This is a genomic window from Streptomyces sp. NPDC017991, assembly GCF_044328075.1.
GTDB lineage: Bacteria > Actinomycetota > Actinomycetes > Streptomycetales > Streptomycetaceae > Streptomyces.
The window spans coordinates 291138-305115 of the sequence record NZ_JBIRGP010000008.1 but is presented as its reverse complement, the minus strand read 5'-3'; the positions used below and the strand labels follow the sequence as shown (position 1 = coordinate 305115).

At 70.4% G+C, this 13978-nt stretch carries 15 protein-coding genes and 1 riboswitch; of the genes, 3 read left to right on the top strand and 12 right to left on the bottom strand.

Features of this window, described 5'->3' with window-relative positions; all coding sequences use genetic code 11:
• Positions 1–71: 71 nt before the first annotated feature.
• The 3 genes from bioD to bioB all read right to left on the bottom strand — a co-directional run bounded on the left by bioD (position 72) and on the right by bioB (position 3349).
• A complete protein-coding gene (bioD, locus tag ACH4DZ_RS24520) occupies positions 72–794 on the bottom strand; it encodes a dethiobiotin synthase (RefSeq protein ID WP_398289440.1) in 723 nt (240 codons plus the stop codon).
• A 1-nt stretch (position 795) separates the two neighbouring features.
• Positions 796–2007 (bottom strand): adenosylmethionine--8-amino-7-oxononanoate transaminase, encoded by a 1212-nt coding sequence (locus ACH4DZ_RS24515; protein ID WP_398289588.1) that lies wholly within the window; start codon positions 2005–2007, stop codon positions 796–798.
• Positions 2008–2134: 127 nt separating this feature from the next.
• Complete coding sequence (bioB, locus tag ACH4DZ_RS24510) at positions 2135–3349, bottom strand: biotin synthase BioB (protein WP_398289439.1); 1215 nt, start codon at positions 3347–3349, stop codon at positions 2135–2137.
• A 228-nt stretch (positions 3350–3577) separates the two neighbouring features.
• Between bioB and ACH4DZ_RS24505 the strand changes: the two genes are divergently transcribed.
• Positions 3578–4801, top strand: coding sequence for an 8-amino-7-oxononanoate synthase (locus tag ACH4DZ_RS24505; RefSeq protein WP_398289438.1), 1224 nt, complete (start codon positions 3578–3580; stop codon positions 4799–4801).
• Here ACH4DZ_RS24505 and ACH4DZ_RS24500 read toward each other — a convergent pair.
• Positions 4782–5018: a DUF397 domain-containing protein gene (locus tag ACH4DZ_RS24500; protein ID WP_398289437.1), complete on the bottom strand. Its 237-nt coding sequence runs from the start codon at positions 5016–5018 to the stop codon at positions 4782–4784. The two genes, ACH4DZ_RS24505 and ACH4DZ_RS24500, sit on opposite strands and share 20 nt — an antisense overlap.
• A gap of 9 nt (positions 5019–5027) precedes the next feature.
• Positions 5028–5897, bottom strand: coding sequence for a helix-turn-helix domain-containing protein (locus ACH4DZ_RS24495; protein ID WP_398289436.1), 870 nt, complete (start codon positions 5895–5897; stop codon positions 5028–5030).
• A gap of 260 nt (positions 5898–6157) precedes the next feature.
• Between ACH4DZ_RS24495 and ACH4DZ_RS24490 the strand changes: the two genes are divergently transcribed.
• On the top strand, positions 6158–6601 hold the full coding sequence (locus tag ACH4DZ_RS24490) for an ATP-binding protein (RefSeq protein ID WP_398289435.1): 444 nt from the start codon (positions 6158–6160) through the stop codon (positions 6599–6601).
• Between the two features lie 50 nt (positions 6602–6651).
• Here the strand turns inward: ACH4DZ_RS24490 and ACH4DZ_RS24485 are convergent, their stop codons facing one another.
• The 6 genes from ACH4DZ_RS24485 to ACH4DZ_RS24460 form a co-directional block, all read right to left on the bottom strand.
• Positions 6652–7146, bottom strand: a complete 495-nt coding sequence (locus ACH4DZ_RS24485; protein WP_398289434.1) for a DUF6328 family protein — start codon at positions 7144–7146, stop codon at positions 6652–6654.
• Positions 7147–7290: 144 nt separating this feature from the next.
• Entirely contained in the window at positions 7291–7764 is a 474-nt protein-coding gene (locus ACH4DZ_RS24480; protein WP_210891379.1) for a C40 family peptidase, read from the bottom strand.
• 3 nt (positions 7765–7767) lie between these two features.
• Positions 7768–7954, bottom strand: a riboswitch (cyclic di-AMP (ydaO/yuaA leader).
• Positions 7955–8301: 347 nt separating this feature from the next.
• Positions 8302–8610, bottom strand: a complete 309-nt coding sequence (locus tag ACH4DZ_RS24475; RefSeq protein ID WP_398289433.1) for a hypothetical protein — start codon at positions 8608–8610, stop codon at positions 8302–8304.
• 7 nt (positions 8611–8617) lie between these two features.
• Positions 8618–9316, bottom strand: coding sequence for an ATP-dependent Clp protease proteolytic subunit (locus ACH4DZ_RS24470; protein ID WP_398289432.1), 699 nt, complete (start codon positions 9314–9316; stop codon positions 8618–8620).
• A 436-nt stretch (positions 9317–9752) separates the two neighbouring features.
• The gene (locus ACH4DZ_RS24465; protein WP_398289431.1) at positions 9753–10142 is read right to left on the bottom strand and encodes a DUF6415 family natural product biosynthesis protein; all 390 of its coding nucleotides are present in this window, start codon (positions 10140–10142) and stop codon (positions 9753–9755) included.
• A complete protein-coding gene (locus ACH4DZ_RS24460; RefSeq protein WP_398289430.1) occupies positions 10139–10315 on the bottom strand; it encodes a hypothetical protein in 177 nt (58 codons plus the stop codon). The genes ACH4DZ_RS24465 and ACH4DZ_RS24460 overlap by 4 nt, the downstream gene beginning before the upstream one ends.
• Before the next feature lie 688 nt (positions 10316–11003).
• Between ACH4DZ_RS24460 and ACH4DZ_RS24455 the strand changes: the two genes are divergently transcribed.
• Positions 11004–12005: an AraC family transcriptional regulator gene (locus ACH4DZ_RS24455; RefSeq protein ID WP_398289429.1), complete on the top strand. Its 1002-nt coding sequence runs from the start codon at positions 11004–11006 to the stop codon at positions 12003–12005.
• Between the two features lie 152 nt (positions 12006–12157).
• Here ACH4DZ_RS24455 and ACH4DZ_RS24450 read toward each other — a convergent pair whose 3' ends face one another.
• Complete coding sequence (locus ACH4DZ_RS24450) at positions 12158–13936, bottom strand: PucR family transcriptional regulator (protein ID WP_398289428.1); 1779 nt, start codon at positions 13934–13936, stop codon at positions 12158–12160.
• Between the last annotated feature and the right edge of the window lie 42 nt (positions 13937–13978).

Sequence of the window (13978 nt, the reverse complement as noted above, 5' to 3'; positions counted from 1 at the left end):
CTCTTGAGGGGCGCGGGGAACTGCGCGACCAGCCACCCACGACCCGCACCTCACCACCGGGCCAAGCCCCTTCAGACGCCACCCACGTGCTCAGCCGCGAACACGCCCGCATCCCACGTCCCGCCCAGACGCGGCGCCAGCCAACCCCTCGCCGCGCCGCGGAACGCCGCAGCCGGTCCCCGACCGACACCCGCCGGCAAGGCGCCCAGCAGCGGCGCCCCCGCCACCACGGGAAGATCCACAAGATTGCAGCGCGACGCGAGATCCGGCTCGTCCGGCCAGCTGCCGATGACGACACCGAGCAGGTCGAGCCCTCGGGACCGCAGTTCCCGCCCCGTCAGCTCCGTCGTGTTGAGCGTGCCGAGTCCGGCAGAGGCGACCACCACCACAGGCGCCCCCAACAGCCGCGCCGCGTCCGCGAGCGTCCCGCCCTCGCCGTCGAACCGTACGAGCAGCCCGCCCGCGCCCTCCACCAGCACGAGGTCGTGCCCGGCAGCCAGCTTGCCCGCCGCCTCGGCGACCCGCTCGGGCCGCACCGGCGCGAGACCGGCCCGCCGGGCAGCCGTGCCGGGCGCCAACGGGTCGGGATAGCGGGCCAGTTCGACGGCCGTGACCGCCCCCGCGAGCCGCGCCACCTCCTCGGCGTCCCCGGGCTCACCCGGCAGCACACCCGTCTGCGCGGGTTTGAGCACGGCCACCGACCGCCCGGCGGCGACGGCCGCCGCGGCCACCGCGGCCGTGGCGACGGTCTTCCCGACCTCCGTGCCCGTCCCCGTGATCACCAGTACCGTCATCTCAACCCTCCCGCGCCGCCGCGCACACGGCCGCCGTGATCCGCGCCAGATCGGCGTCACCGGTGACGTACGGCGGCATCGTGTAGACGAGGTCCCGGAACGGGCGCAGCCACACGCCCTCGCGCACCGCCGCCCGGGTCGCCGCCGCCATGTCGATCTCGTGGTCCAGCTGCACGACCCCGATGGCACCGAGCACGCGTACGTCCCGGACACCGGGCAGTTCCGCCGCCGGCGCCAGGCCGTCCCGCAGCCCTGTCCCGATCCGTTCGACCTCGCTCTGCCAGTCCTGGCCGAGGAGGAGGTCGATCGAGGCACAGGCCACGGCCGCGGCGAGGGGGTTGCCCATGAAGGTCGGGCCGTGGGCGAGGACCGGCACCTCGCCCCGCGAGATGCCCTCCGCGACCCGCGAGGTGCACAGCGTCGCCGCCATCGTCAGATAACCGCCGGTCAGCGCCTTGCCGACGCACATCACGTCCGGCGTGACCCCTGCGTGCTCCGCCGCGAACAACGCCCCGGTACGCCCGAAGCCCGTCGCGATCTCGTCGAACACGAGCAGCACGTCGTGGGCGTCGCACGCCTCGCGCAGCACCCGCAGATACGCGGGGGAGTGGAACCGCATCCCGCCCGCGCCCTGCACCACCGGCTCCACGATCACCGCCGCCAGCTCGTCCGCGTGCCGCTCGATCAGCGCGCGCAGGTGGTCGGCGTACGCCTCCTCGTACGCGACCGGTGGCGCGTCGGCGAAGACCTGGCGCTGGAGCACGCCCTGCCACAGCTCGTGCATCCCGCCCTCGGGGTCGCACACCGACATCGGCTGCCAGGTGTCGCCGTGATAGCCGCCGCGCCAGGTCAGCAGGCGCTGCTTGCCCGGACGGCCGAGCGAACGCCAGTGCTGGAGGCACATCTTGACGGCGACCTCGACGGACACCGAGCCGGAGTCGGCCAGGAAGACATGCTCAAGCCCTTCGGGTGACATGTCGACAAGGCGCTTCGCCAGCCGGACGGCCGGCTCGTGGGTGAGCCCGCCGAACATCACATGGCTCATCCGTCCGAGCTGGTCGCGCGCCGCCTCGTTGAGGGCCGGGTGGTTGTAGCCGTGGATCGCGGACCACCAGGACGACATGCCGTCGATCAGTTCGTCGCCTCCACCGGCCAGCCGCAGCCGCACCCCGCTCGCCGACTCCACCACGAGCGGTTCCCGCCGGCCCGGCATCGGCCCGTACGGATGCCAGACGTGCCGCCGGTCGAGATCGAGCAGCTCACGGACCTGATCGGCGGACGCGGTGGGGCCGGCGGACGCGCTGGGGCCGGCGGTCAGGGTGGGACCGGGCGGGGGCAGATCAGGCATTGGGCGCGAGATCCGTCCCGGCGCCTCGACGGCGTACCGAGACCAGGTCCGTACGCGCCTCGGAGACCGGTTCCGCGGCCCGTTCCTTCGGGCCCCGCTCGGTGTCGCCCGAGCCGCAGGGGCCGCAACCGCCGCCCCCGTGCGAGCCGCAGCCGGCGCCGGCGTCGGTGTCCGCGTGCGAGCCGCATCCGGCGTGCGCGGCGGCCCGGTGCTCCGGGAGCGTCACCTCGCCCGTGCCCTCCACCTCGAAACCGGCGTCCGCGATCATGTCCAGGTCCGCCTTGCCCGCCTGGCCCTCACTGGTGAGGTAGTCGCCGAGGAAGATCGAGTTGGCGAGATGCAGGGCGAGGGGCTGCATCGTACGGAGATGGACCTCACGGCCGCCCGCGATGCGCACCTCGACGTCCGGGCAGACGAACCGGACCATCGCGAGGATGCGCAGACACCGCTGCGGGGTGAGGTTCCACTCCTTGGCGAGCGGGGTGCCCTCGAAGGGGATCAGGAAGTTGACCGGGACCGAGTCCGGGTCGAGCGCCCGCAGCGCGTAGACGACGTCGACGAGGTCCTCGTCGCTCTCGCCCATACCCGCGATCAGACCGGAACAGGCGGACAGACCCGCCGCGTGCGCCTTCTGGACCGTGTCCACCCGGTCGGCGTACGTGTGCGTGGTGGTGATGTCCCCGTACGTCCCCTCGGACGTGTTGAGGTTGTGGTTGTAGGCGTCCGCCCCGGCGTCGCGCAGCCGTTCGGCCTGGCCGTCGGAGAGGAGCCCGAGGCACGCGCACACCTCGACGCCCTCGTTCTGGTCCTTGATCGCCTTGATGGTGTCCGAGACCCGGTCGACGTCACGGTCGGTGGGACCGCGTCCGCTCGCCACCAGACACACCCGCTTGGCGCCACCCGCCAGCCCGGCCGCCGCGGCCTGGGAGGCCTGGTCGGGCTTCAGCCAGGTGTACTTGAGGATCTCGGCCTTCGAACCGAGCCGCTGCGAGCAGTAGGAGCAGTCCTCGGGGCACAGACCCGATTTGAGGTTGACGAGGTAGTTGAGTTTCACCCGTCGGCCGAACCACTGGCGGCGTACCCTGCCGGCCGCGGCAACCACATCGAGGAGTTCGTCGTCGGAGGTGGCCAGCACGGCCAGTGCCTCGTCGCGGGTCGGCAGCTCGCGCCGAAGCCCCTTGTCCAGCAGCGTGTTCAGCAGGTCCATGAGATCCGATCCTGGCCTATCCGACCGCGCCGGGCCAAGGAGGAACCAGACAACAGAGAGCGGTCGACGTGTGGGCATTGCCACACCATGGGCGGCTGGTGGTCCGGCTAGGGTCTGTGCGTTGCCTACAAAAGGCAGCTGTGCGTTGTCTGCACAAGGCAGTGGGGACGGCCGGGCGGAAAGTCGTGTGTCGGGGCCCCATGGGACACCCACACCCACCCCCATCCCATGGCCGGAGGACACATGGCCCGATCGCCGTTCGAGTGGATCGACGAGCAGGCGCGGGCGCGCTCCCGGGCCGGACTCGTCCGTACCCTGCGGCCGCGCCCAGCCGACTCCGCGCTCCTCGACCTCGCCGGAAACGACTATCTGGGCCTGGCCCGGCACCCCGAGGTCACGGCGGGCGCCGCCCGGGCCGCCCGGACCTGGGGCGGCGGTGCCACCGGCTCCCGGCTGGTCAGCGGCTCCACGGAACTGCACGCGGAACTCGAACGCGAACTGGCCGAGTTCTGCGGCTTCGAGTCCGCCCTTGTCTTCTCCTCCGGTTACGCGGCCAACCTCGCCGCCGTCACATCGCTGGCGCCGCACGGCTCGCTCATCGTCTCCGACGCGGGCAACCACGCCTCGCTGATCGACGGCTGCCGGCTCGCGCGCGGCACCACGCAGGTTGTCGCCCACGCCGATCCCGACGCCGTCCGCAAGGCGCTGGACACGCGCACCGGGCCCGCGATCGTCGTCTCCGACACGGTCTTCTCGGTGGACGGCGACGCGGCCCCGCTGACGGCACTGGCCGCGGCCTGCCGGGAAGCAGGTGTGTCCGACGAGCCCGGTGTGTCCGACGTGCCCGGTGAGTCACGCGCATCCGTTGAGTCCGGCAGGTCGGGCGCGGCGCTGGTGCTGGACGACGCGCACGGTCTCGGCGTCATCGGCGACGGCGGGCGGGGCGCCGCGTGGGAGGCGGGGCTCGCGGGCGCGCCCGACGTCGTCACCACCGTCACCCTGTCGAAGTCGCTCGGCAGCCAGGGCGGTGCCGTCCTCGGGCCGGCCCACGTCATCGATCACCTGGTGAACGCGGCCCGCACCTTCATCTTCGACACGGGTCTGGCTCCTGCGGCGGCGGGCGCGGCCCTGGCGGCCCTGCGTCTGCTGCGCGGGGAACCGGAAAGGGCCGCACGCGCGCGTGCGGTGGCCGTCGCGCTGTACGAGCGCCTGACGGCCGAGGGCCTCGAAGCGGTACGGCCCGACGCCGCGGTCGTCTCCGTGCGCGCGCCCTCCCCGGAGCAGGCGCTGCGCTGGGCCGCGGAGTGCCGTGCGGCGGGTCTGGCCGTCGGCTGCTTCCGTCCCCCGTCGGTGCCGGACGGCATCTCACGGCTGCGGCTCACGGCCCGCGCGGATCTCACCGACGGGCAGCTCGACCGGGCCGTCGGCGTGATCATCGAAGCGCGCGGATAAAGTCTTCCCAGGCCGTGGGGGCGAAGAGGAGGACGGGCCCCGGCGTGTTCTTGGAGTCGCGCACCGCGAGCAGTCCGGCCCACGGGCCGAAGTCCGGCCGGGCCGTCTCGACGCAGTTGTTCATTCCCGTGCTGCGGCTGCTGCGCCGCCACCGCACACCGTGCGGATGAGCGCCGGGCTGGGTGCTGGAAGGTACGTACCGAGGCGTGGCGGGCATGGTGCCTCCTTATGCGCCGTCAGCTACACCGGCGATGAAATCCAACGTGTCCTCGGGCGAAAGAGCCTGGCCCTGGAGGGAGTTGAAGGCCTCCTCGTACGACTGGAGGTCTTCTCTCTGTTCGAGATAAAGGCTACTCGTCAAGTGGTCGAGAACAACCACATCCAGATCAGATCTGTTCGTAAACGAAAAAATAACAAAGGGACCTGTGACACCGATGTGAGCGCCAACTCCGAAGGGCAGCACCTGAATCCGCACGTGAGGGAGTTGCGCGGCCTCCCGCAGCCGCTCCAACTGCCCTGCCATCACCTCTGGTCCGCCGACGGTCCGTCGCAGTACCGCCTCGTCCAGAACGGCACTCAGGACGAGCGGTGTGTTCGAACGCAGTACGTCCTGGCGCGCGAGCCGCACCTTCACCAGTACCTCCACGAGCGCGTCCGCCTTGCCGTCGTGCGCCCCGTCCACCGCGGCCCGCGTCACCTCGCGGGCGTACTCCGGTGTCTGCAGGAGGCCCGGCACGACGGAGTTCTCCAGCGTGCGCATGGCACCGGCCTGCGACTCCAGACTGATGAAATCGCTGTACGTCGACGGCAGGAGGCCCCGATAGGCGTGCCACCAGTGGTGTCGGCCGTCGTCGTCCGCGCCCGCCAGCACGACCAGCAACTCGTGCAGTTCCGGGTCCCGGACGTCGTACGCGTCCAGGAGGCGCCGTACGTCCGCGGGCTTGACCCCGCTGCGGCCGGTCTCGATCCGGCTCACCTTCGACTGGTGCCAGCCCACGAGGCGTGCCGCCTCGCCGCTCGTGAGGCCCGCGCGGGCGCGCAGGGCACGCAGTTCGGCGCCGAGCTTACGCCGGCGCACCGCGGGGCCGTACTGCATGGCCGTCTCCTTCCGACCGTCGCGCAAGCGCTATGGCGCCCGGCGTCACGCCGACGGTAGAGGACAAACCAGCTGCCCGCCCAAATACGGTCGACGGTCGCAGAGTTCACCGCTTCGAGCGACAGATATATGCATATCTTGGTGGATCGGCACCACGAACGCCGAGGTAGTGGCACTCTGGCGCAAGCACCAGTCCGGGACCGTCTCGAAGTCATCCGCTTCGGTCGGACCCCGGTCCCGTGGGAAAGGGACGACGTCGCATGGCAGACCACCAGGAAGCATCCGTCACTCTGCCGAGCGATCCCGCCTCGGTCTCCGCCGCCCGTACGTATGTCACCGACGTCCTGGCCGAATGGGGACTGCCGTCCGACTCGGAGACCGCCGACACGGTTCGGCTCATCGTCTCCGAACTCACCACGAACGCGGTACAGCACACCTTCGGACTGTCACCCACGTTCACGGTGGACATCGAACTCGACCGTGACGAACAACTGCGCATCGGTGTGACCGACAGCCACCCGCGCTTTCCGAAACGGCTGCCCGCGGCCGTCCAGCAGGACAACGGCCGGGGCATGGTGATCATCCGCTGGCTGACCGCGGAATCCGGGGGCAAGCTCACGGTCCGGCCCACCAGAGAGGGCGGAAAGACCGTGTCGATCACGCTGCCCTGGACGGCACCCGCGGAACCGGCCCGGGCCGACTGACCGCCTTCGGGGGCGCTGCGCGGGACTCTCGGAACACCCGCCGGTCGGCCCTAGTCGTCCGAGGCCTTGTCGGCGGCCCGCTTCAGGAGGTACGGCAGGACCTCCCACAGACCGACGCAGAGGAGCAGCGTGGTCGCCCCGGCCGCGATCCCCTCGGTCCGGTCCACCGCCACGTCCACGACGAGCAGCACGGAACCGGTGAGAGCGAGCGCGAGCACGGCCAGACCGACCTGCGCGAGCCGGGACGAGGCATTGACCACCAGGGGCTTGGCGCCCTGCCGGAACAGCCGGCGGTGCACGGCGGCGGGGGCCGTGAAGAGCGCGGCGGCCAGGACCGAGAGCAGCAGGGTGACGACGTACGTGGTGCGCTGCACGGTGTCGAGGGACGGGAATCGCGGGGTGAAGGCGAGGGTCAGCAGGAAGGCGAAGAGGATCTGGACGCCCGTCTGGGTGACCCGAAGCTCCTGGAGGAGTTCGAGGAAGTTCCGGTCGGCGCGCTCAAGACGGGTCTCGTTGCGCTCCTCGTGGTGGTGCAGATCGGCCATGAGTGAACGAGTAACCATTCAGCCGCCGAAATCACGCGTCGCGCCCGGCTCGTGCCCGGGACGTGCCCGGGTCGCGTACGGGCGTCGTGCCCGGGTCCCTCACGGGGTGGTCGCGGTGATCACCGCGACCACCCCGTGGGCGGATCACCTGACCCGGCCGTACCAGACGCTCTTGGTCCAGATCTTCTGGAGCTTCACCACGTCCCCGGTCTTCGGGGAGTGCCAGATCCGTCCCTTCCCGGCGTAGATGCCCACGTGGTAGACGTTCCGGCCCGAGTGGAAGAAGACCAGGTCCCCCTGCTTGCGGTTCGAGGAGGAGACGTGGTTCGTCTTGTTGTACTGAGCCGCGGCCGTGCGGGGCAGCTTCTTACCCGCCTTCTTGAACGAGTAGAGCGTGAGGCCGGAGCAGTCGAAGCGCTTGGGTCCCACGGCCCCGTACTTGTACGGGGAGCCCTTCTTGGAGGCCGCCACCTTGAGTGCCTTCGTCGCGGGAGTGGCCGCTTCCGCGTCGGACGCGAAGCCCGGGGCCACTATGCCGCCACCTACGGCGGCGATGGTGAGAACCGATGCGGTACCGGCCCTGCTGAACAGCGACGGGACACGATTGAGCGCAGTCATGCGCAACCCTTCGTCAGCCGCCTGTGAAGGATGACCTGTCGGATTCGGGCTGGCGAAGTTGCCCGGCCGCAGCTGCGGCTTCACCCCAAGGGCCACTCGGATCTCTCCGGCGGCCCGTCGTGCCTGGGTCCTCCACTCCTGCCGATGCACTTCTGTCGACCGGTCATCCGGGCAGCGGCAGGACTCGGCGTCCGCCCGGACCGCCCCGCCGCTTCTGGCGGGGGCTTGTCGTCGCAGGGATCTTGACGCACTGATGTCCCAAAAGCCGAGTGGAATCGGCGATTTGTGGGCTTACTCACCACTCACCCGTTCGGGTGGACACCCCGTTCCACGGGTGGGTGTCGAGGGCCTCAAGGACCCCCGCACCAGCACCGGAATGACTAATTCCGCCCCGGACGTACGCGCGTTGCGCAACTCCCACGGGCTTGTGGGGGCAGCTTCGGCTACGCCAACCGGGGGTACGCCTTCTGGTCCGTTTCAACTCTGCTGCGGACGCCTCGTCAAGTGCCTGCGTGAGGCCGGAACGAGGGGCGTACGTCAGGTGTCGGAGCCGGGCGGCAGGGCGACCCGGCCCGCCCTTCGCTCACCGTCGAGGACGCGCAGGGCCCGCGCCAGGGTCGCCGCGTGCAGCTCGTGTTCACCCCGCTGGTGCATCAGGGTCAGCGCGTCGCGCAGCGCGATGGCCCTGCCCACCAGCGCCTGGGCCGCACGCAGTCCGCGGTAGGTGTCGTCGGAGTGGGCCGGGTTGATCCGGCCGAGCAGGTCGATCACCTCCAGATAGCGGTCGATCAGCTCGGCCTCGGCCCGGGTCAGGGCCGGCAGCGGGGGCAACTCGGGCGGGAGCATCGGCGGATCACCCCACGCCGGGTGCGTCGGAGCCGCCGGACGTGCCGGGCGCGCCGAGGGCGGCTTTGCGGCTGGGGACGATCCGGTCGACCAGCCCGTATTCCAGCGCCTGGCGAGCGTCGAGGATCATGTCGCGCTCGATGTCCGCGCCGATCCGCTCCCGGCTCCGCCCCGTGTGCCGGGCGAGCATCTCCTCCATCCGGGTGCGGGTGCGCAGCATTTCGTCCGCCTGGACGGCCAGGTCGGACGCCTGTCCCCGGACCGGCTCGGACAGGAACGGCTGCTGGATCAGAACGCGGGCGCCCGGCAGCGCGTACCGCTTGCCCGGTGTGCCCGCGGCCAGCAGCACCGCGGCGGCCGACGCGGCCTGCCCCAGGCAGACGGTCTCCACCTCGCAGCTGACGAACCGCATCGTGTCGTAGACGGCCGCCATCGCGCTGAAGGAGCCGCCGGGGGAGTTGATGTAGAGCGAGATGTCCCGGTCGGGTGCCTGGTACTCCAGGTGCATGAACTGCGCCATCACGTCGTTCGCGGACGTGTCGTCGATCGGCGTCCCGAGAAACACGATCCGCTCTTCGAGGAGCTTGGAGTACGGGTCCAGGGTCCGCGTCCCCGAGCTGGTGCGCTCGGTGAACTCGGGCAGGGCGAAGCGGGCGGACTGTCGGGCGGACGATCGAATGGACGGTCGGGCTGTTGAGCGGGTCACGACACACGCCTCCTCCGGGAGAGTTCCTGTGAAAAATGTACAGATTGTACAGGAGGTGCATGACGTCATGATGGGAGCGATCCTGAAGATCCACAGATCACAGCAGCTCTGACCGTGTTTACGCTGATCGTGAAGCAGGTTTCTGTAACGACCGCGCTTCGTGAACGACGTGCTCAAGCGGCCCTGTCCCTGCCGAAAATCTCGTCCGTGCGGGTCGGGCCGAGCTTGCCGTATCGGGTGGCCTGGCGGACGAAGGCGGGCGGGCGGCCTCCCACACCGCCGCGCGGCTGGCGGTTGCGGATCTGGTCGGTCTGCCCGGGGATCGTGAGCCCCACAACCGGCAACAACGGCCCAAGCGCCGCCCCCTGCTCATCAGGCGGACTCCGATAGCTCACCGAAGCCACATCTCGCGATGAAACGTTGGGGGAAACGCCCCTCAGGGGTGAGTGGCCGGGACGGCTTCCGTGAGGCGATCGAGCCGTTCGTAGAGGGCCCGTACGAGCCGGGCGCGGTTCTGGGCGCAGTGTGCGGTGCCCTGTATCGGCTGGGAAAGGCGGCCGGAGGCTTCGCGGAGGATGACTTCGGCGAGGGCGCCGCGGCCGTCGTTCTTCGGCAGGGCGGCGGCGTGACGCTGGACGTCGGCGGCGATCGCGCGGGCGTGCCCGGTCAGTTGGAGGGCGATCTGCTCGAAGTCGCCGGGCGTGAGGGTCGGGTTCTGCCACGCGAGGACGGCGGTGACGAGCGCTTCGTGCGAGGCGCGGTCCAGCGGGAGTTCGGCGTCGAGGAGGCCGTGGGGGTCGTAGAGCACGGTGTGAGCTCCGCTCATCGTTGCCTGGCCGCGTCGTCCCTGTCGCCGCCGCGCGGGGCGCTTGGGGCGGCCGGGACGGTGGTGGTGAGGAAGCAGGCGTAGCCGCGGTCGGCCCGGGCGATCAGCGCGAAGGCGGGCGGCTGGAGTCCGCGTCCTTGTTCTGCGGGTCCGGCGGGTGTGGTTGCGTTCATGGGCACCGTCTTCTGTTGCTGGGTGCGTTGGTGGCGTTCGACGCCGCGGAGGACGCCGTTCGTTCCCGCGCGGCATCCGGGTGCAGGGTCCGGGCGCCCGGATGCCGCCCACGGGCTCGCCGAGCGGGGATCCGGTCGGCCAATACTGTGGAAGGGCAGTTGCCCAGGTGAAAAGCTAGGTGCAGCTGGCTGAGGACATGGTCCGGTTAACACATGCCGTGATCCTTCAAACGCAGTTGGTGACCGTCGCGACATGTGAGCGGTCAAGGGTTCGGTGAATGGGGCGGCAGACTTCTATGGATGTTGAATGCTTCTGCACCTGATGCCCGGTGGGATCGCTCGGCCGGACCGGTTCTGCCCTGGCCGCCGCGTCGGTACCGGCAGCTCCTCGGACTGCTACCGGGGGAGGACCTGGCGACCCGCTCCGGGGCCGCTGACGGGTTCCGCCCCGCGGGCAGCCGGGCGGACGCGGCCACCCAACGGCACCGCCGCTGCGGGGGCTGCCCGGGCCGTCCACGCGGCCCCCCGGTCAGCTGCTCCGGACCGCCACCTGTCACCCGTCATCCCCGCCAACGTCACCCACGGAGTCTCCGCATTGCGCGTAAGTGTTGAGGGAGAGAAGCGCCGCCTCCCGGCCGCCGGGCATGAGACGGACGAGTCGCCGGTCCGCACCAGGAGCGAGAGGAACATGCCTGAAATTGCGGGTCTCCGCGCCCAATTGGCCCGGCCGGTGCGGCTCCGCACCGACGACCTGGACGAAGCCCGGCAGATCATCCGGCAGAACTTCTATCCCAACGTCGTCGATCTGCTCCAGCCGTCAACCGTTCTCACCGGGCACTTCGCCGTCAGCAGGCTACGCAGTGTGACGCTCGGCACCCTGCAGTTCGGTGCGGATCTGTGCATGCGCTTCGGCGAGTTGGGCGCCTACCACGTCGACCTGCCGCTGTCCGGGGCCGTGGCGTGGCACCAGGGACGCCTCGATCCGCGTCTGGCCACCGTGGACGAAGCCGCTGTCTTCGAGCCCGGCCTCAACACGGTGCTGGACCGGTGGAGCGGTGATTGCCGGCTTCTCGCGGTCAAGGTCGAACGGACCGAACTGGAGCTCCAGTTGGAGCGTCTGCTCGACGCCCCGATCCGTTTGCCCCTTCGGCTGAAGCCCGCCATGGACATTTCCCACGGCTCCGGGCGCAGCTGGGCCAAGCTGGCCCGGATGGCGGCGGAAGACGCGCAGACGTCTCAAGGGCTCATCCATCAGGAGCTGCTGGTCGACCGGTTGCACGAGGCTGTGGTGATCGGACTGCTGCTGGCCGCTGATCATCCCTACCGCGAGCAACTGGCACGGCCGGTCCCACCCTGCCGCCCGGCCCCGGTCAAGCGTGCCATCGACGCCATGGAAGCCCACCCGGAGAATCCGTTCACCCTGACTGCCCTGGCCGGGATCTCCGGGGTGGGCATCCGGCAACTGCAGCAGGGATTCCGCCAGTACGTGGGTATGCCGCCCATGGACTACCTGCGCCGGACGCGCCTGGTCCGTGCCCATGAGGAGTTGCGCGCCAAGGAACCGGGGCAGACGACCGTCACCGATGTCGCCTACCGCTGGGGCTTCACCCACCGCGGCAGGTTCGCCTCCGCCTACCGCCAACGGTATGGCGTGACGCCCTCAGCCACCCTGCACAAGACGCGGTCGTAAGAGGTCGTGACGTTGGTGGTGGCGCCCCGGTAGCGGTACGGAAGATGGTTCGGATCCGGATTCCGCCTTCCAGGACCGGACCCGGCACCCCCTTTTGGGACGGCATCGCAACGGTTGCCGTCACGAGGCCGCTCAGCAGTTCAAGCGGGGCATCAGCCGGGTGCACCCGGCGCGATCCTCCACAACCGGGCCGCCACCTGCAGAGTGAGCCGGTCGTCGGTGTCCGCAAGATCTTTTCCACTGATTTCGCGGATTCGCTTGAGCCGATAGCGCAACGTGCTGCGATGAATGCGCAGGAACTTCGCGGTCTCGTCGTAGTTGCCCCCGCAGTCGAAGTACCGCGACAGGGTTTCCACCATGGCTGTGTGATGGCGGGCATCGTAGTCGGCAAGCGGCCCGAGCCACTCGTCGACGAACATCTCCAGTTGCTGACGATCGTTGCCGGGCCCCAGGATGCGGTAGAGGCCGAGTTCATCGAAGAACGTCGTGCCATGGCGCTCGCGGGCGTCGCGGCGCACCCCCAGGGCGCGCTGCGCCTCTTCGTAGCGGTGGGGGATGCCGTTCGGAGAGTCGCAGGCGCTGCTCACCCCGATCGACCCGGAGAGTGTCCCGGTCTCCTGGGCCAGTGCTTCGTACAGTGCGTGGGCATGCGGCCTGTGGTCAGTGATCATGACCACCTGGCCGGAGCGCCGGGTCAGCAGCGAGCGCATCCCCACGGTAGAGGCCGCCCTGCCCACGCTCTGCGCGAAGGGTTCGTCCGCTGCCCGGTTCGACCACTGCACCACGACGACGTAGTGGCTGCGGTGGAGGTCGTGTCCGACTGCCTCGGACCGGGCGTAGGCACTCGCCTCGTCGGTCCCGGCCAGGAGGTCGTCGACCAGCTCGCGGTGGAGCCTCAGTTCCACTTCGGCAAGGTTGCGCAGGTGCGCCAGTTCCAGAGCGAGCGGCGTGGTGGCGTGTTCCAGAGCGAGCAGGGTGTGATCGTCGGCCTCGCCTCGGGCATCGACCAGGGTCAGCACGCCCAGGATCTCGCCGTGCGGGCGGGCCAGGGTGACCAATCGGTCCTTCATCCGCACCGCACCGGCCTGCCGGGCAACGGTGTGCAGCATTTCGTCCCATTGCACGGGATCCGGTTCCGGATAGGGGTCGGGGCGGCCAGGGCCGCTCCAGGCCCTCAGCCGGCCGAAACGGTCCTCGACCAGTGCGGGGAGGCCGGTGAGGTCGTGCAGCGCGCGGGTGACGGATTCCTCGCCACCGCCCGAGGCGGCGACCTCTGCCATGAGTGCGTGAAGGGCCCGTTGGTGGCCCAGCTCGGCCACGACGGAGATCAGCTGGTGCTGGAGGGCTCCGCGTTCCCCCCTCAACCGGTGCAGCTCCAGCGCTGTCTCGCGTTCACGCCGGCGCGCGAAGGCGGTGGACAGAGCTGTAGCGGTGTGCCGGGCGAGTGTGGCGAGCCGGGAGCGCTCCGTGGCAGTGGGTCGGGAACGGGACGTGACCACAAGGTAGCCGTGGAGTCTCTCGGTCCCACGCAATCCCAGGGCCCGCCCCCAGGGCCTGCCGGGCACGCTCACCGGGCCGTCTCGCCCGGCAAGCCGCCGTACTCTGCCCCCCATGCCCGCGGGAAGAACCGGCCCGGCCGTCGGGCTGGGGAGCAGCTCGCCGTCCACTTCGAGGTAGGCGGCCTCGGCCCTGTACGGTCCGGCGGCGGCCACGTGATCCATGGCAAGGCGCAGGATCTCGTCTTCGTCAGAGGTGTCGAGCTGGGCGCGGGACAGCACCGCCAGTTCGTGGAGGGCGTGCTCGGCCGGCGCCCGGGCAAGCGGGCGGGGACTTCTGCGTGCCGCCGCCGCGGGGGGCCGGTAGGCGCCGCCCACGGGGAGGCCGCTGCCACGAGCGGTGCAGCGGAGGTGGTGGGCCCGGCGGTCAACCATGGGAGCACTCCGTTCCGAGCCGTTCGGAGGCCGGCAGTGTCT

Bases quoted from the DNA above. Each gene is read 5' to 3' on its own strand.
- bioD (WP_398289440.1), bottom strand. From the start codon at position 794: ATGACGGTACTGGTGATCACGGGGACGGGCACGGAGGTCGGGAAGACC.
- ACH4DZ_RS24515 (WP_398289588.1), bottom strand. From the start codon at position 2,007: ATGCCGGGCCGGCGGGAACCGCTCGTGGTGGAGTCGGCGAGCGGGGTG.
- bioB (WP_398289439.1), bottom strand. From the start codon at position 3,349: ATGGACCTGCTGAACACGCTGCTGGACAAGGGGCTTCGGCGCGAGCTG.
- ACH4DZ_RS24505 (WP_398289438.1), top strand. From the start codon at position 3,578: ATGGCCGGAGGACACATGGCCCGATCGCCGTTCGAGTGGATCGACGAG.
- ACH4DZ_RS24500 (WP_398289437.1), bottom strand. From the start codon at position 5,018: ATGCCCGCCACGCCTCGGTACGTACCTTCCAGCACCCAGCCCGGCGCT.
- ACH4DZ_RS24495 (WP_398289436.1), bottom strand. From the start codon at position 5,897: ATGCAGTACGGCCCCGCGGTGCGCCGGCGTAAGCTCGGCGCCGAACTG.
- ACH4DZ_RS24490 (WP_398289435.1), top strand. From the start codon at position 6,158: ATGGCAGACCACCAGGAAGCATCCGTCACTCTGCCGAGCGATCCCGCC.
- ACH4DZ_RS24485 (WP_398289434.1), bottom strand. From the start codon at position 7,146: ATGGCCGATCTGCACCACCACGAGGAGCGCAACGAGACCCGTCTTGAG.
- ACH4DZ_RS24480 (WP_210891379.1), bottom strand. From the start codon at position 7,764: ATGACTGCGCTCAATCGTGTCCCGTCGCTGTTCAGCAGGGCCGGTACC.
- ACH4DZ_RS24475 (WP_398289433.1), bottom strand. From the start codon at position 8,610: ATGCTCCCGCCCGAGTTGCCCCCGCTGCCGGCCCTGACCCGGGCCGAG.
- ACH4DZ_RS24465 (WP_398289431.1), bottom strand. From the start codon at position 10,142: ATGAGCGGAGCTCACACCGTGCTCTACGACCCCCACGGCCTCCTCGAC.
- ACH4DZ_RS24460 (WP_398289430.1), bottom strand. From the start codon at position 10,315: ATGAACGCAACCACACCCGCCGGACCCGCAGAACAAGGACGCGGACTC.
- ACH4DZ_RS24455 (WP_398289429.1), top strand. From the start codon at position 11,004: ATGCCTGAAATTGCGGGTCTCCGCGCCCAATTGGCCCGGCCGGTGCGG.
- ACH4DZ_RS24450 (WP_398289428.1), bottom strand. From the start codon at position 13,936: ATGGTTGACCGCCGGGCCCACCACCTCCGCTGCACCGCTCGTGGCAGC.